This window comes from Streptococcus pseudopneumoniae ATCC BAA-960 = CCUG 49455 (genome assembly GCF_002087075.1).
GTDB classification, from domain to species: Bacteria; Bacillota; Bacilli; order Lactobacillales; family Streptococcaceae; genus Streptococcus; species Streptococcus pseudopneumoniae.
The window spans coordinates 22,284-24,411 of record NZ_MWSM01000063.1 but is presented as its reverse complement, the minus strand read 5'-3'; the positions used below and the strand labels follow the sequence as shown (position 1 = coordinate 24,411).

Annotated in this window: 1 protein-coding gene; it reads right to left on the bottom strand. The window is 42.6% G+C overall.

The genetic code is table 11. From position 1 onward, the window contains the following. Positions 1-1,941 (bottom strand): G5 domain-containing protein (locus B4W83_RS11480; protein ID WP_142246450.1); only part of this gene is annotated, 1,941 nt, incomplete at its 3' end. Positions 1,942-2,128: the final 187 nt, after the last annotated feature.

The following is a 2,128-nucleotide window of genomic DNA, read 5'->3' as shown; positions in this document are numbered from 1 at the left end:
CTCAGTACCTTGTGGGGCAGACTCACCAACATCTTTTACCCCCTCAACTGAATTCTCCAGCTGTTTCTCCTCACCCTTTTGTTCCGCAAGAGATTGATCTTCTTCGCGTCCTGATTCCACGGCTGGGGTTGCTGGTTCAGAATCTTTGGTCTCAGCAGTTTCTTTAGATGGTAGCTTAGACTCAGTACCTTGTGGGGCATGAGTTTGATTCTCCTCGCCCCCTGATTCCATGGCTGGGCTTTCTGGCTCAGAATCTTTGGTCTCAGCAGCTACTTTAGATGGTGGCTGGGACTCAGTACCTTGTGGGGCAGACTTACCAACATCTTTTACCCCCTCAACTGAATTCTCCAGCTGTTTCTCCTCACCCTTTTGTTCCGCAAGAGATTGATCTTCTTCGCGTCCTGATTCCACGGCTGGGATTGCTGGTTCAGAATCTTTGGTCTCAGCAGTTTCTTTAGATGGTTGATTAGACTCAGTACCTTGTGGGGCATGAGTTTGATTCTCCTCGCCCCCTGATTCCATGGCTGGGCTTTCTGGCTCAGAATCTTTGGTCTCAGCAGTTTCTTTAGATGGTTGATTAGACTCAGTACCTTGTGGGGCAAGAGTTTGATTCTCCTTGCCCCCTGATTCCACGGCTGGGCTTGCTGGTTCTGGTTGCTTCGGCTCGGCTTTGGGTTTGTCAGGTGTTTGTTTCTCTCCTGGTGTTGCTTCTGTACCCGGCGTTTCTTCTGCTCCTGGTCCTGGTTGTCCTATTCCATCAGCTGGTTTTTTCTCTGTTTCATTCTCTACTATTGGAGTTTTTTCAGGTTGAACTGGTCTACTTTCCTCAGATTTGGGTTCAACTTCTTCCTTAGTCCCAACTGCAATCACCTTGTTCACCGGTTCTTTTGTGATTATATTTTCTATAACTTTGCTAGATTTTTCCCCATTAACGATAGTGACTTCCGTATAGATGGTGCGTTCACCAACAACACCTTCTTGAACAACTTTAGTTTGCCCTTTAGCTAAGGTTGCATCTTCTTGTTCTATCGTTTGGAAAGCAACCTCCTCTGTAGTGACTAGCAATTCTGGTTTCTCTACTGTGGCATTTAACACACCTTCCTCAGGACTTGTTTTATAATCACTATTATCTTCTGCTTTCGGTTGTTCTACTTTGGGATTTCCTGCAACTTCTTCCTTAGGCCCTATAGGCACAATTTCATCAGGAGCTTCAACAATTTTCTCAACTGCGTAGGATGGTTGAGGAGATTGCACAAGGTCTTCAGTCGAGCTAAAATGAGATGCAGTCTGTGGTACAATCTTCTTAGATTGAGGTTCTGAACTGTCCTCCTTTTGAGATAATGCTGGCGATTCTACCTTATCAACAGAAAGTTCCTTGCTAGCACTATCTCTTACCAAATAATATCCCGTAAATTCATATCCTTGGACTCTTTCAGGACTTGGTAGAAACTGACCTTCTACTCTCTTAACAAGGGCTGGTTGCAATTCTACCAGATTTTCAATAGCAGAGATGGATACTCCCCATCCACCAACAGCAAAGACGCTCACAAGGAAGTAAGACGCTCCCTTTTTTCTCTTGATTAAAGTAAAGGAAAGCAATAATAATCCTGCCCCCAAGATAAACATCCCATCATTAGAAAACAGACCTGTTTCTGGTAATCTTGTAGCCAATTTTCGATAGATAAAGTAGTATTCTTTTCCCTCTTTTACCTCAATCTTATTTTCCTCAAACCATTGCAACTCAGATTTCAGCTTTTCAGATAAATCCTGCTCATCCAAATAATGACTTGAAATTAGTGTTGAACTCGTTTCTGTAGCCTGTACAGGTTGAGCACCCATACCAGCAAAAAATAAACTCGTTCCTAGCAAGACTGAACAAGCTCCTATTGCATATTTCCTCAAAGAAAAACGCTGCTTTCTCTCAAATTGAAATTCTTTCATCCCATCTCCCATCATTCATTATTACTGTATATTTAGTATATCAGAAATAGTCTATATTCACAAATCTTTCTAGTTATTCCCTTATCATTCCAAGTTAAGGGCAACAACATACAATAATTTTTATTTAATACTCTTCGAAAATCTCTTCAAACCACGTCAGCGTCGCCTTGCCGTAGGTATGGTTACT